Here is a 22,371-nt window from a genome sequence, read left to right on the forward strand (position 1 = left end):
CGGTCGTCACGACGGAAGCCACCACCGGCGGGACGGTCGCCACCGGAACGGAAGCCACCGGACGGACGGTCGTCGCGGCGGAAGCCGCCACGGTCACCACCGCGGTCGTCACGGTTGAAGCCGCCCGAGGGACGGTCGTCGCGGCGGAAGCCGCCGGACGGACGGTCGCCGCCGGAGCGGAAGCCGCCACGGTCGCCACCGCGGTCGCCGCGGTCGTCACGGCGGAAGCCGCCACGGTCGCCACCGCGGTCGTCGCGACGGTTGTCACGGCGCTCGTAGTTGCCACGGTCGTCACGGCTCTGGAACGCGGGGCGCTCCTCCGCGACCGGCTCGGCCACGGCGGCCGCGACCTCGGCCTCGGCGGCCTCGACCACCTCGGCGACAGCGGCCTCCGGGTCCTCGCCGCGCTCGCGCGCGGAACGGGCGACCAGGCGGTCGGCCTCCTCGCGCAGCTCGCCGGCGCGGCGGGTGGCGCGCTCCAGCTGCTTGGTGAGGTCGGCGACCTCGCGCTCGGCCTGCTTCGCGGCGTTGTTCGCGGAGTCGGCCTGGACCTGGGTCAGCGAGCGGGCACCGGTGATCTCGGCGACCTCGGGGTCGAAGGCGCCGACGCCCTGGACGATGTGGCGCGAGGCGTCGACGCCCGCGTCCTCCATCAGGCGGAAGATCTGGCGGCGCTGGTGCGGGAGCGCCAGGGAGACGACCACGCCCGACTTGCCGGCGCGGGCGGTACGGCCCGAGCGGTGCAGGTAGTCCTTGTGGTCGCCGGCCGGGTCCACGTTCAGGACCAGGTCGATGCCGTCGACGTGGATGCCGCGGGCGGCGACGTCGGTGGCGACGAGCGCGTTGACGTAGCCGTCCTTGAAGTCGGCGAGGACGCGGGTACGGGCACCCTGCGTCATGCCGCCGTGCAGCGCGTCGGCCTTCACGCCGGACTCGATGAGCTGCTCGGCGATGCGGTCGGCGCCCAGCTGGGTGCGGACGAAGATGATGGTGCGGCCCTTGCGGGCGGCGATGGCGGCCGTGACCGGCGCCTTGTCCTTCGGCTTCACGACGAGGACGTGGTGCGTCATGGTCGAGACGTTGCCCTGCGCGCTGTCGACCTCGTGCGTGACGGGGTTGGTCAGGTAGCGCTTGACCAGGGTGCCGATCTCGTTCTCCATGGTGGCGGAGAAGAGCATGCGCTGGCCGCCGCCGGGGATCTGGTCGAGCAGCTCGGTGACCTCGGGCAGGAAGCCCAGGTCCGCCATCTGGTCGGCCTCGTCGAGGACCGCGACCTCGACGTTCGCCAGGGAGCAGGCGCCGCGGTTGATGATGTCGCGCAGACGGCCGGGGGTGGCGACGAGGATGTCGACACCGCGCTCCAGAGCGAAGATCTGGTTGCTCATGGAGGTACCGCCGCAGACGACCTTCATCTTGAGGCCGAGCACGTCGCCGTAGGGCTGGAGGGCGTCCGCGACCTGCATCGCGAGCTCACGCGTCGGCGTCAGGATGATCGCGCGGGGCTTCTTCTTCTCGGTGTGGCCACCGGCCAGGCGGGCCAGGGTCGGCAGACCGAAGGAGAGGGTCTTGCCGGAGCCGGTGCGGCCGCGGCCGAGGATGTCCTTGCCGGCCAGGGCGTCCGGGATGGTCGCGGCCTGGATCGGGAAGGGCGCCGTGACACCGTTCTGCGCGAGCTTGCGCACGATGCCGTCCGGCAGACCGAGGTCGCCGAAGGTCAGGGTGGGCTCGGCGTCGGCGTCGTCGGCCTCGTCGGCCGTGTCGTCGAAGTCGTTGGTGGAGTCCTCGAAGGACTCGCCGGACGTCACGTCGGCCTCAAGAGCCTCGATGATCTCGTCGGCGACTACGGCCTCAAGGGCCTCGGTGACCGCAAGGGTCTCGGCGTCGACGATCTCGTTGGAGTCGTTCTCGGGCATGACGGAACGGTCAGAACTGGAAATGGACATGCGAAATGCGAAACCTTCCGGAGTCTCGGCACGCGCCCAAACTCCGTGAATCGCAAATCGACCGCCTCAATGCGGTCAGCCACGGTTGGGGAGAGTACGCGCCACACGGCGCTCTTCGGAGTCGGCGCCGGGCAATGGGATCAAACGATCTATAACCATACGCACCCTCCCCGGGGTCTGGCAAGTCACTCCCCCAAAGAAGGCGCTGACCTGCGAAAACGCCATCCGCCCGGCACACCCCACCGGGCGGATCGCGCCGGTCCCGCCCCGTCCGGCCTAGGACTGGCCGCCCGCTTCGCCCGGAGTCGGCTCCGGCTTCGGGGACTCCGGAGCCGGTGTGGGTTCCGTCACGGGCGGAGGGGAGACCGGCGGGGCCGGGCTGGGCGGCTCCGGGCTCGGGGAGGCCGGCTGGCCGCCCCCGGAGGCGCTGCCCCCGCCGGAGCCCGACCCGGAACCGGAGCCGCCCGCCGGGGGCTGCTGGGGGCCCTGGCCGCCCGCGCCGCCACCCGGACCGGCCGACGGGGAGGGGGCCCCGGGCGGACCGGCCGGGGCGCCCGGGCTGGGGGAGGCCCCGGCCGCGCCGGAGGTGGTGCCGGGACCTCCGGCCTTGCCGTCCTGGTTCCCCGTACCGCCCTTCGAGCCGTGGCCGCCGCCCTGGGTCCCGGCGCTCTTCCCGGCCGGGGCGCCGCCACCGGAGGTGCCGCCCTGGAGGCCCGTCGGCGCGGCGGGCCCGGGCTTCGCGCTGTCCTCCCCGACGCTCATGCAGCCCGCGGTCACCGCCACCGCGAGCGCGGCGAGGGCGAGGCGGAAGGAGCGGGAGGATCCGAGGGATCTGCGGGAGGCCGACAACTGGCGCACGGGGCACCTCCGGAACGCTGGCACTGGTCCGCGGTGAGCGGGTCAGTGTGCCCAACTACCTCCGCCCCGTAAGGGACACGCCCGAACGGGCCCCAACCGCGGCCCGGGGCAGGCGGGTGGCGCGCCGTCAGGCGAACAGCTGTCCCGCCACCTGGTGACCGAGCGTGACCCCGCCCAGCCCGACCAGCACCGAGGCCGTCACGTTCGCCGCCGCCAGGAACGTCCAGCCCCGCTCGGCAAGGCGCAGCGTCTCGTACGAGAACGTCGAGTAGGTGCTCAGCGCCCCGCAGAGCCCCGTACCGAGCAGCAGGTTCAGCCGCGAGGAGGCGGCCCCGTCCAGCACCGCCCCGGTCAGCGCCCCCAGGACCAGGCAGGCGGCCGCGTTCGCCACGAAGGTCCCCCAGGGGAAGACCGAGTCGTGCCGCGCCTGCACCGCGCGGTCGGTCAGGTACCGCAGGGGTGCCCCGAGGGCCCCGCCCACCATGACGATCAGCCAGTTCACCGGTGCTGCGCCCTTCGCCCATGGCCGGTGCCGACCGCGCGCCGGGTGAGCACGGCCGCCGCCCACACCGCGCCCAGCGCCCCGGCCACCGTGAGCCCGGCGTACGCCAGCGCAGTGCCCGCCTCGCCGGCGTCGAGGAGCCGCGCGAGGTCCACGGCGTAGGTGGAGAAGGTGGTGAACCCGCCGAGCACCCCGACCCCGAGGAAGGGCCGTACGAGGGGATGCGCCGAGCGGCCGCCCTCGCCGATCAGCACCATGAGGACGCCGATGAGCGCGCAGCCCGCCACGTTGACCCAGAAGGTCCCCCACGGGAAGGCCCCGGGCGCGGCCGGCCACAGCAGCCCGACCCCGTACCGCGCCGCGGCGCCCACCGCGCCGCCCGCCGCCACGGCCGCGAGCACCCGCCGCTGGGGTTCGATGCGCTGCGCTTCGACTGTCGCCACCGGGCCATTCTGGCCCGCCGGGTCCCGGCCCGCCGGAAACGGGCCGCCGCAATCGCGGCCCGGCACGCGAGAATGGCCCCGTGCTGGAGATGACGCGTGACGCGTTCGAAGAGCTGGTGGCCGAAGCGCTGGACTCGATCCCCGAGGAGCTGACCCGGGTCATGGACAACGTGGCCGTCTTCGTGGAGGACGAGCCCGCCGCCGACGACCCCGAACTGCTCGGCCTCTACGAGGGGACCCCGCTCACGGAGCGCGGCGAGTGGTACGCCGGGGTGCTGCCCGACCGGATCTCGATCTACATGGGGCCGACCCTGCGGATGTGCGAGAGCACGGAAGAGGTGGTCCACGAGGTCGCCGTGACGGTGGTCCACGAGATCGCCCACCACTTCGGCATCGAGGACGAGCGGCTCCACGAACTCGGCTGGGGCTGATCTCCCGGGTCCCGTCCGACCCACCGCTGTGGCGCCCGCGGAAACCGTTTTGGCGATCGCCGCCGGGATCCCATATGCTTCTCACGTCCCCGACGCGCTGGAAAGTGCCCGGCGGGCCTTTAGCCCTCATCGTCTAGTGGCCCAGGACGCCGCCCTTTCAAGGCGGTAGCACGGGTTCGAATCCCGTTGGGGGTACGCATTACCGTGTGCGAGACTTGTTCTCGCACATTGCAAGGACCTGTGGAGCAGTTGGTTAGCTCGCCACCCTGTCAAGGTGGAGGTCGCGGGTTCAAGTCCCGTCAGGTTCGCTGAAGCCGGAAACGGTTTCGTGGCTGGGTAGCTCAGTTGGTACGAGCGATCGCCTGAAAAGCGATAGGTCGCCGGTTCGACCCCGGCCCCAGCCACCAGAGAACGAAGAAGGCCCCGTCCATCGGACGGGGCCTTCTTCGTCATTCCTCGCCGGCCTCCGCCGCCCGCGTCCGTCGGCGCCACTGCACGAGGCCCGCGCCCGCAGCCGCCACGGCCACCAGCCCGAGCAGCGCCGCGTCCGGGACCGCGTCCGCCACCGCCTGCACCCGCTGCTCCACCGCGAAGGAATCGTCCACGTCCAGCAGCCCCGGCAGGGCGCTCGCCCCGTCGTAGGCCAGGAACAGCACGCCGAGCAGGACGAAGAAGAGGCCCGAGGCGAGCGAGGTCGTGTGCAGTTCGAGGCGGCCGACCCGGAAGGCGCGGCCGCGCAGCCAGCGCCGGCGGCCCAGGTCGAAGCGGTCCCAGAGCAGGGCCAGCACGAACAGCGGCACGGCCATGCCCAGGGCGTACACCGCGAGCAGCAGGCCCCCGTAGACCGGACTGCCGCTGACCGCCGCCACCGTGAGGATGCTGCCGAGGATGGGCCCGGCGCAGAAGCCGGCCAGCCCGTAGACGGCGCCGAGCGCGTACACCGACAGGGCGGTGGTCGGCCGGATCTTCCCCGACAGCTCCGAGATCCGCTTCGAGGCGAAGCCCAGGCCCAGGATCTGGGCGAGGCCGAGCCCGATGATCAGCCAGCCGCCGGCCAGCACGAGGGCGTCGCGGTTGCCGTGGAAGAACCGGCCGGCGTACGAACCGGCCGCCCCCAGCGGTACGAGGGTGGTCGCGAGGCCCGCGTAGAAGATCCCGGTGCGCGCGAGCAGCCGGGACGTGGAGTCGATCGAGTACGCGAAGAAGGCGGGCAGCAGCAGTGCGCTGCACGGGCTGAGCAGCGCGAGCAGGCCGCCGAGCAGGGCGGCCAGGTATCCGGCGTCGGTCACTTCGCGTCCGCCCGCGCCTTGGCCTTGGCGATGGCGGCGTCGAAGGCGGCCGGGGGCTGGGCTCCCGCGATGGGCTGCCCGTTGACGAGGAAGGACGGGGTGGAGGTGACGCCGATCCGGTAGCCCTCCTCCTGGTCCTTCGCCAGGGCCGCGGCGGCCTGCTCACCGGCCATGTCCGCCTTGAACCGCTCCAGGTCCGGGACCCCGGCCTCCCGGGCCAGCTCGGTCAGCCGCTCCGCGCCGAAGCCCTTCTCCTTGGCGCCCTCGGCGTACGCGGCGGCGTGGAACTGCGCGAAGCGGTCCTGCTGGCCGGCCGCCCAGGCGGCCTTGGCGGCGGCCTCGGAGTCGGCGCCGAAGATCGGGAAGTTGCGCCACTCGATGCGCAGGGTGCCGTCCTCCACGTACTTCTTCACGAGCGCGGGCTCGGTGTCGCGGGCGAACTTTCCGCAGTAGCCGCACTTGAAGTCGGAGTACTCGATCAGGACGACGGGGGCGTCGGCCCGGCCGGCGGCGAGCTTGTCGCCGGCCTCGCGGCGGGCCAGCGCCTTCAGCTGCGCGGTGGGATCCGAGGCGGATCCCGTCTCCGGAGCGGAGGCCGCCGATGACGGGGCGGAGGCGTCGGCGCGGTGATCGGGTTTGGTCGCCTGCCAGGAGACGAGGCCGAGGGTGACGGCCGCGAGGGCGACCCCGGCGGAGATCAGCAGGGGCTTGCGGGAGGAGGAGGGGGAAGCGGAAGCGGGCATGCGGGTGCTCCAGAGCTGGCTGTGCGGGTGGGAGGTGAGGACCGGGCGGCCTGTGCGGCCGGTCCTCCTAGACCCGCATCACGGACAGCTCCAGCAGGGACGGCGCCGAGGGGCCCGGCCCGCGTACGAGGACCCGTACGGGTATCACCGGCGCCCCGGCCGCCCCCTCGACCCCGGGCCGCACGGACGGCACCTGAGCCTGCCCCTGATCACCCCCGGCCCGCACGGGCAGAGCGGGCAGGCCGTCCCGCCCCTTGCCCCCCGGCGCACAGGCGGGCCCGGCGGGGGCCCCGAAGGCGGCCGGGGCCGGGGTGGCGGAGTCCCGGGCAGCCGGGGCCCGGGCCCCGGAGGCCAACGCCCCCACGGCCCCCTGCCCTGCGGCGGGGATTCCGGAGCCCCCCGGAGCTGCCTGGGCCGGGATGGCCGCGATGGCCGGGCCCGCCAGGACGCCCTGGACGGGGGCGACGGCCGCTCCCGCCGCACTCGCGGTGGCCGCCTGGGCGGCAGCCGCCTGGAGGGTGCCCGCCAGCAGGGCCCAGCCCAGCAGTACCGCGAACACGCACCGGAGGCGGCGGCTGCGGGACATCGTGGGCGGCCTCTCGCTGGGGCGTCGTGGGGGACGTAGGGGGGAAATCCTGGGGAGCGCACCCGAACGTCGCCAGGGACACGTCGGGGTAACGCTCGGGGGAGTCGTCCCGAAATGGTACGGGTCGGCCCCACAAATGCGTTCGCCACCCGGCACCTACGGGTGAGATCCTCGACCAGGTATGTCTACTTCCTTCGCCGCCCTGCAGACGCTTCTCGGTGAGATCTCCCTCCGTGACGCGCACCGCCTCGGCCGCCGCCTCGAAGGCGCCCGCCGCATCCGCAAGCCCGAGGCCAAGCAGGCCGTACTCGACGAGATCCGGGCGGAGGCCGAAAAGGCCGCCGCCCGGCTGGCCGGGCGCGCCTCGCGGATGCCCGAGGTCACGTATCCCGAGAACCTGCCCGTCAGCCAGAAGAAGGACGAGATCGCCGAGGCGATACGCGACCACCAGGTCGTGATCGTCGCGGGCGAGACCGGCTCCGGCAAGACCACGCAGATCCCCAAGATCTGCATGGAGCTGGGGCGCGGGGTCCGGGGCATGATCGGGCACACCCAGCCCCGCCGGATCGCGGCCCGCACGGTCGCGGAGCGCATCGCGGAGGAGCTGAAGTCCGAGATCGGCCAGACCGTCGGCTGGAAGGTCCGGTTCACCGACCAGGTGGACCAGGACGCGACCTTCGTGAAGCTGATGACGGACGGCATCCTGCTCGCCGAGATCCAGACGGACCGCGAGCTGCGCGCGTACGACACGATCATCATCGACGAGGCCCACGAGCGGTCGCTGAACATCGACTTCCTGCTCGGCTACCTCGCCACGCTGCTGCCCAAGCGCCCCGACCTCAAGGTGATCATCACCTCGGCGACCATCGACCCGGAGCGCTTCTCCCGGCACTTCGGCGAGGCCCCGATCGTCGAGGTCAGCGGCCGGACCTATCCGGTGGAGGTCCGCTACCGCCCGCTCCTCGAAGAGGACTCCGAGGACAGCGACCGGGACCAGATCACCGCGATCTGCGAGGCCGTCGACGAGCTCCAGTCCGAGGGCCCGGGCGACATCCTCGTCTTCCTCTCCGGCGAGCGCGAGATCCGCGACACCGCGGACGCGCTGGAGAAGCGCAAGCTCCGCCTGACCGAGGTCCTCCCCCTCTACGCGCGCCTCTCGCACGCCGAGCAGCACCGGGTGTTCCAGCAGCACACCGGCCGCCGGATCGTCCTCGCGACGAACGTCGCCGAGACCTCGCTGACCGTTCCGGGCATCAAGTACGTGATCGACCCGGGCACCGCCCGCATCTCCCGCTACAGCCACCGCACCAAGGTCCAGCGGCTGCCCATCGAGCGGATCTCGCAGGCCAGCGCCAACCAGCGCAAGGGCCGCTGCGGCCGTACCTCGGACGGCATCTGCATCCGGCTGTACTCGGAGGACGACTTCCTGACCCGTCCGGAGTTCACGGACGCGGAGATCCTGCGCACCAACCTCGCTTCCGTCATCCTCCAGATGACCGCGGCCGGCCTCGGCGAGATCGAGAAGTTCCCCTTCATCGACCCGCCGGACCACCGCAACATCCGCGACGGCGTGCAGCTCCTCCAGGAGCTGGGCGCGCTCGACCCGGCGGAGAAGGACCACAAGAAGCGGCTCACCCCGATGGGCCGCCAGCTCTCCCAGCTCCCGGTGGACCCGCGCCTCGCCCGCATGGTGGTGGAGGCGGACAAGAACAACTGCGTCCGCGAGGTCATGGTCATCGCGGCGGCCCTGTCCATCCAGGACCCGCGCGAGCGGCCCTCGGACAAGCAGACGCAGGCCGACCAGAACCACGCCCGGTTCAAGGACGAGACGAGCGACTTCCTCTCGTTCCTGAACATGTGGCGCTACGTCCGCGAGCAGCAGAAGGAACGCGGCTCCTCCTCCTTCCGCCGCATGTGCAAGCAGGAGTACCTGAACTTCCTGCGGATCCGCGAATGGCAGGACATCTATTCGCAGCTGCGTACGGTCGCCAAGTCCATGGGGATCCACGTCAACGAGGCCGACGCCCCCGAGACGAGCGTGCACATCTCGCTGCTGGCCGGCCTGCTGTCGCACATCGGGCTGAAGGACACCGACAAGAACGAGTACCTGGGGGCCCGGTCCGCCAAGTTCGCGATCTTCCCCGGCTCCTCGCTGTTCAAGAAGCAGCCCAAGTTCCTGATGTCGGCGGAGCTGGTGGAGACCTCGCGGCTGTGGGCCCGGGTGAACGCCAAGGTCGAGCCGGAGTGGGTGGAGCCGCTCGCCCAGCACCTGATCAAGCGCACGTACAGCGAGCCGCACTGGGAGAAGGACCAGGCGGCCGTGATGGCGTACGAGAAGGTCACGCTGTACGGCGTGCCGATCGTCGCCCAGCGGAAGATCAACTACGGCCGGATCGACCCCGAGGTCTCGCGCGACCTGTTCATTCGCAACGCCCTGGTCGAGGGCGACTGGCGGACCCACCACAAGTTCTACGCGGACAACCGCAAGCTCCTCACCGAGGTGGAGGAGCTGGAGAACCGGGCCCGGCGCCGCGACATCGTGGTCGACGACGAGACGCTCTTCGACTTCTACGACCAGCGGATCCCCGAACACGTGGTCTCCGGGGCGCACTTCGACTCCTGGTGGAAGCACAAGAAGCGCGACGAGCCCGAGCTGCTCGACTTCGAGCGCGAGATGCTCCTGACGGAGAAGGCGGCCGGGGTCACCAAGGCCGACTATCCGGACTCCTGGACCCAGGGCCGGCTGAAGTTCCGGGTGACCTACCAGTTCGAGCCGGGCGCGGACGCGGACGGCGTGACCGTCCACATCCCGCTCCAGGTGCTGAACCAGGTCACGGACGAGGGCTTCGACTGGCAGATCCCGGGTCTGCGCGAGGAGGTGGTCACGGAGCTGATCCGGTCCCTCCCGAAGCCGATCCGCCGGCACTACGTGCCCGCGCCGAACTTCGCGACCCGCTTCCTGGCCACCTCGCACCCGCTGCAGGAGCCCCTGCACGTGACGCTGGCCCGGGAGCTCCAGCGGATGGTCGGGGTCCCGGTCAGCGCCGAGGACTTCGACCTGACCCGCATCCCCGACCACCTGAAGATCACCTTCCGGATCGTCGACGAACGCCGCAAGAACCTCGCCGAGGCCAAGGACCTGGAGGCGCTGCGGCTCCAGCTCAAGCCCAGGGCCCGCCAGGCCCTCTCCCGGGCCGCCGCGGCCAGCGCCGAGCGCGAGGGCGGGGAGTCGGTGGAGAAGACCGGGCTCACCGACTGGACGATCGGCACGCTGGCCAAGGTCTTCGAGACCCGCCGGGCCGGCCAGCCGGTGAAGGCGTACCCGGCGCTCGTGGACGAGGGCACGAGCGTCTCCGTACGGCTCTTCGACACGGAGGCCGAGCAGCAGCAGGCGATGCGGCTCGGCACCCGGCGGCTCATCCTGCTCAACATCACGGTGAACCCGGCGAAGTTCGCCTCGGACCACCTGAGCAACCAGCAGAAGCTGGCGCTGTCGCGCAATCCGCACGGCTCCATCCAGGCGCTGTTCGACGACTGCGCCACCGCCGCGGCCGACCAGCTGATCGAGCGGCACGGCGGCCCGGCCTGGGACGAGGCCGGCTTCCGCAAGCTCTACGAGGCCGTGCGGACCGACCTGGTGGACACGACCGTACGGGCGATCACGCAGGTGCAGCAGGTGCTGGCCGCCTGGCAGGCCTGCGAGCGCCGCCTGAAGACCACGGCCAGCCTCGCCCTGGTGGCCAACGTCCAGGACGCCAGGACCCAGCTCGCGGCGCTCATGCCGGCCGGGTTCGTCACGCTGACGGGCCTGCGCCGACTGCCGGACCTGATGCGCTACCTGGTGGCCGTGGACCGGCGGCTCCAGCAGATGCCCACGGGCGTCCAGCGCGACACCACGCGCATGGAGAAGGTCCACGAGATGCGGGACGAGTACCTGTGGCTGCTGGAGCAGCTGCCGAAGGGCAGGCCGGTCCCGGCGGAGGTCACCGAGATCCGCTGGATGATCGAGGAACTGCGGGTCAGCTACTTCGCGCACGCCCTCGGAACGGCCTATCCGATCTCCGACAAGCGCATCGTGAAGGCGGTGGACGCGGCGGCCCCGGGACCTGCTCGGTGATCGGGTTCGACTGCACCCCCTGAGCTGCGGTACAGTCTGATTCGCAGCCGCCCAGCGGCCGCAAATCAAGGACCTGTGGAGCAGTTGGTTAGCTCGCCACCCTGTCAAGGTGGAGGTCGCGGGTTCAAGTCCCGTCAGGTTCGCAAGATCGTCAGGGCCCGCATCCTCAGGGATGCGGGCCCTGACGCGTTTCCGGTCTCCGACGCCGAGGACTCGGTGCGGAGTGCCGACACCCCCGAGCGCCCCGCACGCCCCGAACACCCCACCAGCCCGCCCCACGGCCCCGATTGGGCCTCCTGTGCCCCTGTGATCCCATTCGGCCCTCTACGGGCGCCCTGGGGGCCTCCAGAAGGCCTCCGAGTGGCTCCCGGGGCCCTCCCGGGATCTCCGCCACTGACGGCCGGCCCGCCGCCCGGGAAATCGCCCGTCCGGATGATGCGCTCTGCGCGGGACGTCCCTTTACGGGCGCATTGGCGGATGCACAAGAGTGATCATCTGTGACGGGAGTCACCCCATGTGTTTTTGAGACGCACGCTTTTATCGCGCCCATACGCCTGCTCGATTTAATATGTGCAATTGCACCTACCTTCGCCGGCCCCGCACATCAGCGCGATAACCCCCTGACCTGGGCATAAAAAAAGATCGCGCTGGACCCGGCGGAGTCCAGCGCGATCGAACGACTGATGAACCTGTTGGGGCAGGTCCGGTCGTTTGAAGCTCTGTGGGGCTCATCGGATTGGGGGACCCGATAAAGACCCGGCAATAAGTGGTGCTGCGGAACCTCAGGCCTCGCTGCGCTGCTGCGGAATTCCCGCAAGCAGTGCGCGGACCTCAGCCTCGCGGTAGCGGCGGTGTCCACCCAGGGTGCGGATGGACGTGAGCTTGCCAGCCTTGGCCCAACGGGTGACCGTCTTCGGGTCCACGCGGAACATCGTGGCAACCTCAGCCGGGGTCAGCAGCGGCTCGGCATCAGGGGTGCGAGCGGTCATGAGCGGCCTCCTCGGGAGAACCGAACCATCTCGGTTCTTTCCTCTAAATTCTGCACCTTGGCCCACGTTGCCCGAAATGGACATACGCGGGCCGAGTCGGTTATAGGACGAACGGCTTGTCCTCGGCACTACAACTACACCATCCGTCCAGCCTCGACGGCCAAACCGATGGAATTGCCCTCCGAGGTGTTCATCAGCGGCGGAAGCCGATGGACCGTCCCATAACGGACAGTCACCCCACTGTGACGATCAGTCACAGAGCGATCAGGAGTCGTCAGACCCCCCGTAGAGTGCAATACCGAGCATTCCGCCCTTAGTTGGACGGAAGGAACCCTCCCCGGACTCCTTGTCCTATTTTGGCACGAGGGTAGGGGAAGGGCGCAAGGGTGTAGAAAGTGCGGTCCGTCACGCTTGGGCCAATGGCCCGTATCGGGACGAAGGTCCCGGAACAAAGACCCAAAAGAGGGCATCACGGCCTTGAGCTGGCCGTTCTCTTCCGTGCTCGGCCGATCGACGGATGGACAACCGCGCCCCGAGTCGCTACTCGAGTCGCACAGGTCACCCGGATCGAAAACGGAACCGAACGGATCAATTGGCGAAGAGTCTCTCCCGGACCGCCCGCCACCGCTCCGCCAGGGCCCCGTACGTCCGCGCCGCCGCCTCCCGGTCCCCGGTCCGCAGGGCGGCGAGCCCCGCCGCCAGGTCCGCGGCCGAGTGGTCGGCGTCGAGCCGGTCCGCCGGCAGGGCGTGCGGCAGCCCGCCGTAGTCCAGCTCCACCATCGAGCGGGGGTGGAACTCCTCCAGCCAGCTCCCGACCTCCACCAGCCCCTCGGCGAGCATCTCGTACCCCTCCGCCGCCCGCAGGGTCCGCAGCCCGCGCGCGAGCCGGCGGCGGGCCTGCACCATCGGCGTCCGGTAGCGCAGCCCCTCGCCCGGGACGTACTCCCGCTCCTCGTCGGAGACCAGCACGAACCAGCGCAGGGGCACCTGCCAGACCGCCGTGCGGATCCACGGCCGCGCATCCGGATTGCGCCCGCGCCAGGCCTCGTACTCCTCGGCCGCGCGGCGGCGGGCGGCCGCGGGCAGGGCGGCGTCCAGCACCGGGAGCGGGAACTCGGCCGCCAGCTCCTCCAGCGCGAGCCAGCCGCGCAGCCGCGTACGCCAGGGGCAGACCAGCAGGACCCCCTCGACCTCGGCGGTGAAGGCGTCCGCGCTCTCGTGCGCCGGGACGCCCACCACGGGCACCCGCACCAAATCCACCAGCGAGCGGCGCAGTTCGTCCTGGGCCGTCGGGGTGGCCCCGCGCCGGGCGTAGTCGGCCCAGTGGGTGCGCTCGGGCTCCGGGAAGGCCGCCAGCGGCTCGTAGACGCGCAGGTAGGAGGCGTACGGGACGACGGGGGCCGAGCGTGCGGACGGCAGCCGGGGATCGGGGGATTCACTCACGCTCTCGTACTCCCCCACCCCGCCCGGCGCTACTCCGGCGAAGGCCCCGCACCCCGGCCGCGCGGCGGGCCGCGACCCCGGAACGTTCCGATCTCCGGACAGGGAGCACCACCGGGCCCCGGAGGTCTTACGCTGCTCCCAGCACGCCCTCCCCCACCCGCAGGGTGGGCGTCTTTCCCGCCGCATCTCATCCATGGGAGTCACCACCGTGACCGAAATGACCGACGGCGTCCTGCACACCCTGTTCCGCAGCGAACAGGGCGGCCACGAGCAAGTCGTGCTGTGCCAGGACCGAGCCTCCGGCCTGAAGGCCGTCATCGCGATCCACTCCACCGCCCTGGGCCCGGCCCTCGGTGGTACCCGGTTCCACGCGTACGCCTCCGACGAGGAGGCCGTCCTCGACGCGCTGAACCTCTCGCGCGGCATGTCGTACAAGAACGCGCTCGCCGGGCTCGACCTCGGCGGCGGCAAGGCCGTGATCATCGGCGACCCGGACGTCCTGAAGTCCGAGGAACTGCTGCTGGCCTACGGCCGGTTCGTGGAGTCCCTCGGCGGCCGTTACGTGACCGCCTGCGACGTCGGCACCTACGTCGCCGACATGGACGTCGTGGCCCGCGAGACCCGCTGGGCGACCGGCCGCTCCCCCGAGAACGGCGGCGCCGGCGACTCCTCGGTCCTCACCGCCTACGGCGTCTTCCAGGGCATGCGCGCCAGCGCCCAGCACCTGTGGGGCGACCCGACGCTGCGCGGCCGCAAGGTCGGCGTCGCGGGCGTCGGCAAGGTCGGCCACCACCTGGTCGAGCACCTGCTCGAGGACGGCGCCGAGGTCGTGATCACCGACGTCCGCGCGGAGTCCGTGCAGAGGATCCTCGACAAGCACCCGGGCAAGGTGACCGCCGTCGCCGACACCGAGGCGCTGATCCGCGTGGAGGGCCTGGACATCTACGCCCCCTGCGCGCTCGGCGGGGCCCTGAACGACACCTCCGTGCCGGTCCTGACCGCGAAGGTGGTGTGCGGCGCGGCGAACAACCAGCTCGCGCACCCGGGTGTGGAGAAGGACCTCGCGGACCGCGGGATCCTCTACGCGCCGGACTACGTGGTCAACGCGGGCGGGGTCATCCAGGTCGCCGACGAGCTGCGCGGCTTCGACTTCGACCGCTGCAAGGCGAAGGCCGCGAAGATCTTCGACACCACGCTGGAGATCTTCGCACGTGCGAAGGCGGACGGGATTCCGCCGGCCGCGGCCGCCGACCGCATCGCCGAGCAGCGGATGGCGGACGCCCGCAGCGCGGCCCGCACCGTCTGACCCTCACGAGGCCCTTACGGGGCTTCTGGGCGGCCCTCCGGGGCGCAGCGAGACGGAACTCACTGCGCTTCGGCGGGTCGCCCGTCAGGAAACGGCTAAAATCGCAGCTGACCAGCGAGGACGGGGCGCTTTGCTGGTACTGCACCGGGGCGCGTCATGCGGGCGGCGTACCGTATGGCCGCGGAAGCAGGTACCGTTAAACCCCTACGGACGGTCTCTCCACGGAGAGCCCGCTCCGAACCATGAACGCGTGTCAGACTCTGGGGCCGTCGAGCCCCGTCACCGAGGGGGTCGAGCCATGGGGCGCGGCCGGGCAAAGGCCAAGCAGACGAAGGTCGCCCGCCAGCTGAAGTACAGCAGCGGCGGGACTGACTTGTCGCGTCTGGCCAATGAGCTGGGCGCATCGCACACGGAACCGCTGCCTGTCAGCGAGCCGGTCGTCGATGACGAGCTTGATGATGACGAGGACGACCCGTACGCCAAGTACGCGGAGCGCTACAACAGCGATGACGAGGACGAGGACGAAGAGTCCGGTCCGTCCGTCTACCGTCGCGGTGCTTGACGCGCCAGTCGGCGTCGGTCTCGCGGTGCGCTGATCCTCAGCAGCGGCACACAGCTTCACATGCACGGAAACCCGGTCCAGGGCATCGCCCCGGGCCGGGTTTCCGTGCTGTTCGCGAAAGTTTGCGCGGGTGGGAGCAGGTGCCCTGCTCCCACCCGGCCGGTCAGTTCGCGTAGTCGCCGGTCAGCGTCGCGCCCTCGGTGTGCTCGCCGCGGTCCAGGATCTCTCCCGCGACCCAGGCCTCGACACCCCGGTCGGCCAGCGCGGTCAGGGCCACGTCCACCGACTCCTGCGGGACCACGGCCATCATGCCGACGCCCATGTTCAGGGTCTTCTCCAGCTCCAGGCGCTCCACCTGACCGGCCTTGCCGACCAGGTCGAAGATCGCGCCCGGGGTCCAGGTCGAGCGGTCGACCGTGGCGTGCAGGTGGTCCGGGATCACCCGGGCCAGGTTGGCCGCGAGGCCGCCGCCCGTGATGTGGGAGTAGGCGTGGACCTCGGCCGTACGGGTGAGGGCCATGCAGTCCAGCGAGTAGATCTTGGTGGGCTCCAGCAGTTCCTCGCCGAGGGTCCGGCCGAGCTCCTCGACGTGGCCCTCCAGGGACATTCCGGCCCGGTCGAAGAGGACGTGGCGGACCAGCGAGTACCCGTTCGAGTGAAGACCGGAGGACGCCATCGCGATGACGGCGTCGCCCGTACGGATGCGGTCCGCGCCGAGCAGCTGGTCGTACTCGACCACGCCGGTGCCGGCGCCGGCCACGTCGAAGTCGTCCGGACCCAGCAGACCCGGGTGCTCGGCGGTCTCGCCGCCGACGAGGGCGCAGCCGGCCAGGACGCAGCCCTCGGCGATGCCCTTGACGATGGCCGCGACGCGCTCGGGGTGGACCTTGCCGACGCAGATGTAGTCGGTCATGAAGAGCGGCTCGGCACCGCAGACGACGATGTCGTCCATCACCATCGCGACGAGGTCGTGGCCGATGGTGTCGTAGACGCCCATGCGGCGGGCGACGTCCACCTTGGTGCCGACCCCGTCGGTGGCCGAGGCGAGCAGGGGGCGCTCGTACCGCTTGAGGGCGGAGGCGTCGAAGAGGCCGGCGAAGCCGCCGAGGCCGCCGAGGACCTCGGGGCGCTGCGTCTTCTTCACCCACTCCTTCATCAGCTCGACGGCACGGTCTCCCGCGTCGATGTCCACGCCCGCGGCTGCGTAGCTGGCACCGGTGGTCTTCTCTGTCATGACAGGGATGAGCTTTCGTGTCGTTGCTGCGTGTGGTGCGGGGACCCCGGAAAAGCCTGAAAGACAGGCCCCCGCGCAGGTTGAGCAGGATGAACCGGGCCTACGGGTCCGCGGGCTCGGGCGAGCCCGCGGACCGTACGCGGTTCCAGGTCCCTACGGGCGCCGGAGCGCGTCGGCGGCGTCGGTGCCGCCGGCCAGCTCCGTCTCCAGGAGCTGCTTGCCCAGGAGCTGCGGGTCGGGCAGTTCCATGGGGTACACGCCGTCGAAGCAGGCACGGCAGAGGTTGGGCTTCTGGATGGTCGTCGCCTCGATCATCGAGTCGAGCGAGATGTACGAGAGCGAGTCCGCGCCCAGCGACGTGGCGATCTCGTCGACCGTCATGCCGTTGGCGATCAGCTCGGCCCGGGTGGCGAAGTCGATGCCGAAGAAGCACGGCCACTTCACCGGCGGCGAGGAGATCCGGATGTGGACCTCCGCCGCGCCGGCCTCGCGGAGCATCTTGACCAGGGCCCGCTGGGTGTTGCCGCGGACGATCGAGTCGTCCACGACCACCAGGCGCTTGCCCCGGATGACTTCCTTGAGGGGGTTGAGCTTGAGGCGGATGCCGAGCTGGCGGATCGTCTGCGAGGGCTGGATGAAGGTCCGGCCGACGTAGGCGTTCTTGACCAGGCCGACGCCGTACGGGATCCCGCTGGCCTCGGCGTAGCCGACGGCGGCGGGCGTGCCCGACTCCGGCGTCGATATCACCAGGTCGGCCTCGGCCGGGGCTTCCTTGGCCAGGCGCCGTCCCATCTCGACACGCGAGAGGTAGACGTTCCGGCCGGCGATGTCGGTGTCCGGGCGCGCCAGGTAGACGTACTCGAAGACACAGCCCTTGGGCTTTGCTTCCGCGAAGCGAGAGGTCCGAAGGCCGTTCTCGTCGATCGCGATGAGCTCGCCCGGCTCGACCTCGCGGACGAAGCTGGCGCCGCAGATGTCCAGGGCGGCGGTCTCGCTCGCCACCACCCAGCCGCGCTCCAGGCGGCCGAGGACCAGCGGGCGGATGCCCTGCGGGTCGCGGGCGGTGTAGAGCGTGCCCTCGTCCATGAAGACGAGCGAGAAGGCGCCCTTCACCTTCGGGAGGACCTTGGTGGCCGACTCCTCGATGGTCAGGGGCTTGCCGTCGTCGTCCGTCTGGCCGGCCAGCAGGGCGGTGACCAGGTCGGTGTCGTTGGTGGCCGCCACCTGGGTGGCACGGCCGTCCTGACGGGGGAGGTCGGCGACCATCTCGGCCAACTCGGCGGTGTTCACCAGGTTGCCGTTGTGACCCAGGGCAATGGAGCCGTGGGCGGTCGCACGGAAGGTCGGCTGGGCGTTCTCCCAGACGGAGGCACCAGTGGTCGAGTAGCGGGCGTGACCGACCGCGATATGACCCTGGAGCGAGCCGAGAGAGGTTTCGTCGAAGACTTGGGAAACGAGGCCCATGTCCTTGAAGACGAGGATCTGGGAACCGTTGCTCACAGCGATACCCGCGGACTCTTGTCCACGGTGCTGCAATGCATACAGTCCGAAGTAGGTGAGCTTGGCGACCTCTTCACCCGGAGCCCAGACACCGAAGACGCCGCAAGCGTCCTGGGGGCCCTTTTCGCCGGGGAGCAGGTCGTGGTTGAGTCGTCCATCACCACGAGGCACGCCCCCGAGTGTAGGCGAGATCGACCACTGGTCCGAATTGGGGATGCCCGGGAAATGTCACAGCACGCAGGGTGACGGAACCTGTTCGGAAGCCGGTCGTCTCAATATCCGGATTGCCCTGGTTGACAGCTGCCTGTCGTTTCGTACAAGCTCCGGCCCATGCAGCCTCTCGGTGACCGCACCGTCACCCTCGTCGCGCGCCGACACGTGGACCTCGTCCGTGTCGCCAGCGCCATCTGTCGCTGTTCTGCGTAGTCACACGCCGCATTTCCCTTTCCTTTTTCTCTTTTTCCCGCCGCTTTCCGCCCGAGCCTGCTCCGCCGTGCCCTGCGCCGTCCCGCGCTGCCCGGAGCCGGCCCCTGCCGGACGGCCGGCGGGCCCTGCTCTGGAGTACCCGTGACCTCGTACGAACCCAACCTGTCCCGGCGCGCCTTCGGCGGCGCGGTCGGCGCGACCGCGGCCGCCGCGGCGGTGGGGCTGGGCGCCGCCGCCCCGGCCCACGCCGCCCCCAGCGCCGAAGACCGCGACGCGGGCCCGCAGGAACGGGAGTTCCGGGCCGACCGGGGACGCCGCTCCCGCCGCCCGAACATCCTGTTCATCCTCGGGGACGACCTCGGCTGGGCCGACCTGTCCTCCTACGACTCCCCGAACATCAAGACCCCGAACCTGGACCGGCTCGCCCGCCAGGGCGTCCGCTTCACCGACGCCTACTCGGGCTCCGCGACCTGCTCCCCGACCCGCTTCAGCCTGTACACCGGCCGCTACCCGGGCCGCGCCAAGGGCGGGCTCGCCGAGCCGATCGCCGACAAGACGGTGGGCCTGGAGCCCACCCACCCGACGCTCGCCTCGCTGCTGCGCGGCTCCGGGTACGCGACCGCGCTCATAGGCAAGTGGCACTGCGGCTACCTGCCCGACTACAGCCCCACCAAGTCCGGTTGGGACGAGTTCTTCGGCAACTTCGGCGGCGCCCTGGAGTACTACTCCAAGCTCGGCCTGGGCGGGGAGTACGACCTCTACGAGGGCGACGCCGAGTACAAGGACCTGCGCTACTACACGCGGATCCTGACCGAGCGGGCGAGCGAGTACGTCTCCCGCGACCACGGTGGCAAGCCGTGGCTGCTGAACCTCAACTTCACCACCCCGCACTGGCCGTGGATCGCCGACGGGGACACCGAGGCGAGCGCCGAGGTCACGCGGCGGATCAAGGCCGGCGACGGACGGGCCCTGTGGCACCAGGACGGCGGCTCGATCGAGAAGTACAAGCAGATGGTCGAGGACCTCGACCGCTCGGTCGGCGAGGTGCTGAAGGCGCTGAAGCGCTCCGGGCAGGAGGAGGACACCCTGGTCTTCTTCTCCAGCGACAACGGCGGCGAGCGCTTCTCCCACAACTGGCCGCTCGCCGGCAACAAGGCCTCCCTCCAGGAGGGCGGCATCCGCGTCCCGAACATCGTCCGCTGGCCCGCCCGGCTCGACGGCGGCCAGGTCAGCCACGTGCCGGTCTTCACCCCGGACTGGACGGCCACCCTGCTGGAACTGGCCGGCGCCCGCGCGAACCCGGCGTACCCGCTGGACGGGGTCAGCCTCGCCGGATACCTGCTGCGCGGCGAGAAGCCCGCCGAGCGCGACCTGTTCTGGCGGGTCCGCGGGGAGCGCGCGCTGCGCCGCGGAGACTGGAAGTACTACCGCGGCAAGTCCGGCCGCGACCAGCTCTTCAACCTGGCCGGGGACATCCGCGAGCAGGCCGACAAGGCGGGCCTGGAACCGGCCCGGCTGGCCAACCTGCGGGCGGCCTGGGAGAAGACGGACGCGGGCCTGCTGCCGTACCCGGGCTGACCCCGCGCCCCGGCGATCCGGCCCGGCATCCACAGCCTGTGGACGCCGGGCCCGGTCACTCGACGGCGGAGGCCGCCTTCGCGGTCACGGCGCGGCCGTCGGCGCCCGTGAGGGTGAGCGTGTCTCCGGTGACCTTCCAGGTGAGCGGGCCGCTGCCGAACAGCTCGGTGAGGGTCCGCTCGAGCTCTCCCGGGCCGCCCTCGCAGGCCATCCGGGTGGTGGTGAGGGGGCCGAAGGTGAGCCGGTCCCCCTCGACCGCGGCCTTCGCGTTGAAGCGGTTGCAGCCGAGGGTGCCGCTCGCCGTCCCGTCCGCGGCCAGGGTGAAGCGGGCCCGGCCCTCGGCGTCGGCCGGGACCGAGGAGGCGGTCCCGCCCTGGATCAGGGAGTCGACGGTCCACTGCGTGGCGACGAGCGGGGTGGCGGGGGCCGGGGGCTTCGAGCTCAGGGTGATCACGTTCCCGTCCGGGGTCTTCAACGTCACCCTGTCCTGGCTCCGTTCGATGGTCAGCACCCCCCGGAACAGCCGGGCGAAGGCCGTCTCGAACGGCAGGTCGGGGCAGGCCATGTCGGTGTGGGCGCCGGGCGTCACGGTCATGGTGGCCGCCGAGTCGAAGACCACGGCGGCGGTGAAGCCGTTGCAGCCGTAGTTCCCGTCGGCCTTGGCCTCGTGGCCCTTGCCGGGTTCCACGGCCAGCCGGGCGGTGGTGGGGGCCGTCAGCGTCCGGCCCCCCTCGGTGAGGCTCTCGACCGACCAGGATCCGGAGAACCCGCGGCCGGGGGACGTCCCCGGCGTGCCCCCGCCGTCACCGCAGGCGGTGGCGGTGGCGGACAGCGCGAGTACGGTGACCAGGGCGGCGGGGAGGAGCGGCAGCGTACGCATGCCGGTGGGACGCGGCCGGCCGCGAACCGGTTCCCGGATCGGTTCATCCGGGGGAGCAGCTCACCCGGGCGATCAGCTCATCAGGGGGAGCAGCCCCGAGAGGTCGGCGCGCTCCCCGCTGGCCCGCACCAGGGCCCCGTCCAGCGCCTCGGCCCAGCTCGTGCGGCCGGTGGCGAGCCGGATCCAGGTCAGCGGGTCGGTCTCCACCACGTTCGGCGGGGTGCCGCGGGTGTGCCGGGGCCCCTCGACGCACTGCACCACGGCGAACGGCGGGACGCGGAACTCCACCGCCCCGCCCGGAGCCTTGAGCGCGAGGGCGTCGGAGAGCAGCCGGGTGCAGGCCGCCAGGGCCTGCCGGTCCACGGGGATGTCCACTCCGGTGGCACGGCTCAGGTCATCGGTGTGGACGACGAGCTCGACGGTCCGGGTGACCAGGAAGTCGGCCAGGGTCATGGCCCCGATCCACAGGTCCAGCACGCGGCTGCCCGGGTTCGCCTCCAGTGCCTCCGCCAGGCGGGCGCCGGTCCGGTCGTAGAGCTCGGCGAGCGGAGCCCCCTCCAGGGTCTCCTTGGCCGCCTCGGCGATCTTCCCTGCGAGCGAGGCCGTCGCGAAGGGCCACTCGACGGCGGGCAGCTCGGCGACGGCGGCGGGCGGCCGGGCCAGACCGGCCGCCAGCGAGTCGGCGATCCACGCGATGTGCGCGGCCAGCTCGGCGACGGACCAGTCGCCGACCCCGCTCGGCCGGGCGAGCTGCTCGGCGTCCAACTCCCGCACGGCGTCGCGTACATGGCCGAACTGTGCGAGGACGGCCGTACGGGTCCGGGCGGGATCGTAGGTGCGCGGCTTCTTCTTGGCGGGCGGCATGGGCCGACCCTACGCCGAGCGGGCCGCGGGCGCCGTCAGATATCCGGGACGGCGGGCAGCCCGGTCTCGCAGCCCGCCTTCGCCGCGGCGCGCAGGGCTCCCTCGCGGGCCAGCCCGGACAGGAAGCCGGGCTCGCCGCGGCCCCCGCCGTCGCTCACGTTGGCGGCGGTCGCCCGCAGGAAGGTCACTCCACCGGACTTGGCCGGGTCGGCGCACTTCACGGTCGCCGTGACGCTGCGCAGGTCCCACTCGAACCGGCTCTCGCCCGGTTGGGGGTCCTTGAAGGTCTCCACCGTGAGGGAGGCGAACTCCTGCATGTGTTCCTCACCCTCGAAGGTCACCTCGCGCAGCAGTACGCACGCGTTCTCCGCCGAGGCGCCCGCCTCGACCCTGGACATGCCGAACCCCATCACCGCGTCCGGGTCGACCAGTCCCTGGCAGTTCTCGATGATCTCCGCCCGGCTCCGTGCGCGCTCCCCGGTGTTGTCGTAGAGGAGCCAGCCGCCCACCCCCGCGGCGGCCACGATCACCGGCGCTCCGACCCCGATGAGCCATCGGCCCCAACTCTGCGCCATCCGAACCCCGTTCCCCCGCCGGCCCCGCCACCGCCGTCGGCGCGGGCTCCTTGCAGGAACGGACGAGCCCCCGCCCGGAAACGGTTCCAGGCGGGGGCTCGG

At 71.4% G+C, this 22,371-nt stretch carries 20 protein-coding genes and 4 tRNA genes; 10 read left to right on the forward strand and 14 right to left on the reverse strand.

Translation table 11 applies throughout. The annotated features are described in order from the left end of the window. From NLX94_RS07935 to NLX94_RS07950, 4 genes are all read right to left on the reverse strand, one after another. Nucleotides 1-1,943 (reverse strand): DEAD/DEAH box helicase (locus NLX94_RS07935; RefSeq protein WP_254381909.1); only part of this gene is annotated, 1,943 nt, incomplete at its 3' end. A 276-nt stretch (nucleotides 1,944-2,219) separates the two neighbouring features. Further along, the gene (locus NLX94_RS07940) at nucleotides 2,220-2,801 is read right to left on the reverse strand and encodes a hypothetical protein (RefSeq protein WP_254382426.1); all 582 of its coding nucleotides are present in this window, start codon (nucleotides 2,799-2,801) and stop codon (nucleotides 2,220-2,222) included. 127 nt (nucleotides 2,802-2,928) lie between these two features. Then, nucleotides 2,929-3,303, reverse strand: a complete 375-nt coding sequence (locus NLX94_RS07945) for a CrcB family protein (RefSeq protein WP_254381910.1) — start codon at nucleotides 3,301-3,303, stop codon at nucleotides 2,929-2,931. Then, nucleotides 3,300-3,746 (reverse strand): CrcB family protein, encoded by a 447-nt coding sequence (locus tag NLX94_RS07950; protein ID WP_254381911.1) that lies wholly within the window; start codon nucleotides 3,744-3,746, stop codon nucleotides 3,300-3,302. Before NLX94_RS07950 ends, NLX94_RS07945 begins: the two co-directional genes overlap by 4 nt. An 80-nt stretch (nucleotides 3,747-3,826) precedes the next feature. Between NLX94_RS07950 and NLX94_RS07955 the strand changes: the two genes are divergently transcribed. The 4 genes from NLX94_RS07955 (at nucleotide 3,827) to NLX94_RS07970 (ending at nucleotide 4,584) form a co-directional block, all read left to right on the forward strand. After that, nucleotides 3,827-4,177 carry a metallopeptidase family protein gene (locus NLX94_RS07955; protein WP_254381912.1) on the forward strand — a complete coding sequence of 117 codons (351 nt, stop codon included), beginning with the start codon at nucleotides 3,827-3,829 and terminating at the stop codon, nucleotides 4,175-4,177. 122 nt (nucleotides 4,178-4,299) lie between these two features. Next, nucleotides 4,300-4,372, forward strand: a tRNA-Glu gene (locus NLX94_RS07960). 39 nt (nucleotides 4,373-4,411) lie between these two features. Further along, a tRNA-Asp gene (locus NLX94_RS07965) sits at nucleotides 4,412-4,485 on the forward strand. A gap of 22 nt (nucleotides 4,486-4,507) precedes the next feature. Beyond that, nucleotides 4,508-4,584 (forward strand) — tRNA-Phe (locus NLX94_RS07970). Between the two features lie 42 nt (nucleotides 4,585-4,626). On the opposite strand, the gene NLX94_RS07975 is transcribed toward NLX94_RS07970, so the two are convergent. The 3 genes from NLX94_RS07975 to NLX94_RS07985 form a co-directional block, all read right to left on the reverse strand. Then, entirely contained in the window at nucleotides 4,627-5,466 is an 840-nt protein-coding gene (locus NLX94_RS07975; RefSeq protein WP_254381913.1) for a cytochrome c biogenesis CcdA family protein, read from the reverse strand. Next, nucleotides 5,463-6,209: a thioredoxin domain-containing protein gene (locus NLX94_RS07980; protein ID WP_254381914.1), complete on the reverse strand. Its 747-nt coding sequence runs from the start codon at nucleotides 6,207-6,209 to the stop codon at nucleotides 5,463-5,465. Before NLX94_RS07980 ends, NLX94_RS07975 begins: the two co-directional genes overlap by 4 nt. Nucleotides 6,210-6,276: 67 nt before the next feature. After that, nucleotides 6,277-6,768 carry a hypothetical protein gene (locus NLX94_RS07985; protein ID WP_254381915.1) on the reverse strand — a complete coding sequence of 164 codons (492 nt, stop codon included), beginning with the start codon at nucleotides 6,766-6,768 and terminating at the stop codon, nucleotides 6,277-6,279. A gap of 208 nt (nucleotides 6,769-6,976) precedes the next feature. On the opposite strand from NLX94_RS07985, the gene hrpA reads away from it, so the two are divergent. Together hrpA and NLX94_RS07995 are read left to right on the forward strand one after the other, a co-directional pair. Continuing rightward, the gene (gene hrpA, locus NLX94_RS07990) at nucleotides 6,977-10,912 is read left to right on the forward strand and encodes an ATP-dependent RNA helicase HrpA (RefSeq protein ID WP_254381916.1); all 3,936 of its coding nucleotides are present in this window, start codon (nucleotides 6,977-6,979) and stop codon (nucleotides 10,910-10,912) included. 69 nt (nucleotides 10,913-10,981) lie between these two features. After that, a tRNA-Asp gene (locus tag NLX94_RS07995) sits at nucleotides 10,982-11,055 on the forward strand. Nucleotides 11,056-11,694: 639 nt separating this feature from the next. Here NLX94_RS07995 and bldC read toward each other — a convergent pair. Both bldC and NLX94_RS08005 read right to left on the reverse strand, forming a co-directional pair. Then, the gene (gene bldC, locus NLX94_RS08000) at nucleotides 11,695-11,901 is read right to left on the reverse strand and encodes a developmental transcriptional regulator BldC (protein ID WP_003949541.1); all 207 of its coding nucleotides are present in this window, start codon (nucleotides 11,899-11,901) and stop codon (nucleotides 11,695-11,697) included. A 588-nt stretch (nucleotides 11,902-12,489) separates the two neighbouring features. Then, nucleotides 12,490-13,320, reverse strand: a complete 831-nt coding sequence (locus NLX94_RS08005; RefSeq protein ID WP_254382404.1) for a hypothetical protein — start codon at nucleotides 13,318-13,320, stop codon at nucleotides 12,490-12,492. Between the two features lie 232 nt (nucleotides 13,321-13,552). Between NLX94_RS08005 and NLX94_RS08010 the strand changes: the two genes are divergently transcribed. After that, on the forward strand, nucleotides 13,553-14,650 hold the full coding sequence (locus tag NLX94_RS08010) for a Glu/Leu/Phe/Val dehydrogenase dimerization domain-containing protein (protein WP_308402404.1): 1,098 nt from the start codon (nucleotides 13,553-13,555) through the stop codon (nucleotides 14,648-14,650). A gap of 298 nt (nucleotides 14,651-14,948) precedes the next feature. Next, nucleotides 14,949-15,212, forward strand: coding sequence for a DUF3073 domain-containing protein (locus NLX94_RS08015; protein ID WP_250751938.1), 264 nt, complete (start codon nucleotides 14,949-14,951; stop codon nucleotides 15,210-15,212). Between the two features lie 163 nt (nucleotides 15,213-15,375). Here the strand turns inward: NLX94_RS08015 and purM are convergent, their stop codons facing one another. Continuing rightward, complete coding sequence (gene purM, locus NLX94_RS08020; protein ID WP_254381918.1) at nucleotides 15,376-16,446, reverse strand: phosphoribosylformylglycinamidine cyclo-ligase; 1,071 nt, start codon at nucleotides 16,444-16,446, stop codon at nucleotides 15,376-15,378. A gap of 153 nt (nucleotides 16,447-16,599) precedes the next feature. Further along, nucleotides 16,600-18,117 (reverse strand): amidophosphoribosyltransferase, encoded by a 1,518-nt coding sequence (purF, locus tag NLX94_RS08025; protein ID WP_254381919.1) that lies wholly within the window; start codon nucleotides 18,115-18,117, stop codon nucleotides 16,600-16,602. Between the two features lie 159 nt (nucleotides 18,118-18,276). On the opposite strand from purF, the gene NLX94_RS39590 reads away from it, so the two are divergent. Beyond that, on the forward strand, nucleotides 18,277-18,372 hold the full coding sequence (locus tag NLX94_RS39590; protein ID WP_323187867.1) for a putative leader peptide: 96 nt from the start codon (nucleotides 18,277-18,279) through the stop codon (nucleotides 18,370-18,372). A 141-nt stretch (nucleotides 18,373-18,513) separates the two neighbouring features. Then, the gene (locus NLX94_RS08030; protein ID WP_254381920.1) at nucleotides 18,514-19,950 is read left to right on the forward strand and encodes a sulfatase-like hydrolase/transferase; all 1,437 of its coding nucleotides are present in this window, start codon (nucleotides 18,514-18,516) and stop codon (nucleotides 19,948-19,950) included. A 55-nt stretch (nucleotides 19,951-20,005) separates the two neighbouring features. On the opposite strand, the gene NLX94_RS08035 is transcribed toward NLX94_RS08030, so the two are convergent. From NLX94_RS08035 to NLX94_RS08045, 3 genes are all read right to left on the reverse strand, one after another. After that, nucleotides 20,006-20,830 (reverse strand): META domain-containing protein, encoded by an 825-nt coding sequence (locus tag NLX94_RS08035; RefSeq protein ID WP_254381921.1) that lies wholly within the window; start codon nucleotides 20,828-20,830, stop codon nucleotides 20,006-20,008. Between the two features lie 72 nt (nucleotides 20,831-20,902). Further along, nucleotides 20,903-21,694 carry a maleylpyruvate isomerase family mycothiol-dependent enzyme gene (locus NLX94_RS08040; protein WP_254381922.1) on the reverse strand — a complete coding sequence of 264 codons (792 nt, stop codon included), beginning with the start codon at nucleotides 21,692-21,694 and terminating at the stop codon, nucleotides 20,903-20,905. 35 nt (nucleotides 21,695-21,729) lie between these two features. After that, nucleotides 21,730-22,269 carry a hypothetical protein gene (locus tag NLX94_RS08045; RefSeq protein WP_254381923.1) on the reverse strand — a complete coding sequence of 180 codons (540 nt, stop codon included), beginning with the start codon at nucleotides 22,267-22,269 and terminating at the stop codon, nucleotides 21,730-21,732. Between the last annotated feature and the right edge of the window lie 102 nt (nucleotides 22,270-22,371).

Source organism: Streptomyces sp. TBY4 (assembly GCF_024213195.1).
Classification (GTDB): Bacteria; Actinomycetota; Actinomycetes; order Streptomycetales; family Streptomycetaceae; genus Streptomyces.